At 68.2% G+C, this 239-nt stretch carries 1 pseudogene; it reads left to right on the top strand.

Going from position 1 to position 239, the window contains the following annotated elements:
• Positions 1-239 (top strand): annotated as a pseudogene (locus tag TW83_RS21565) (electron transfer flavoprotein-ubiquinone oxidoreductase); the annotation flags it as partial.

Here is a 239-nt window from a genome sequence, read left to right as displayed (position 1 = left end):
CGAGGCCCTGGGGGTCGAGATCTTCCCCGGCATGGCCGCCAGCCAGGTGGTCTGGGACGGTGATCGCGTGAAGGGTGTCGTCGCCGGAGAGTTCGGTCGCGAACCCGACGGCAGCATCGGCGACGGATACGAGCCGGGGATGGAGCTGCACGGCAAGTACGTCTTCATCGCCGAAGGCGTGCGCGGCAGCCTGGCCAAGCAGATTGACGCGCGGCTGAACCTGTCGGCCCATGGCGATC

The organism is Paracoccus sp. S4493 (assembly GCF_000967735.1).
In the GTDB taxonomy this organism is placed as follows: Bacteria; Pseudomonadota; Alphaproteobacteria; order Rhodobacterales; family Rhodobacteraceae; genus Paracoccus; species Paracoccus marcusii.
This window is presented reverse-complemented; position numbering and strand designations above follow the sequence as displayed.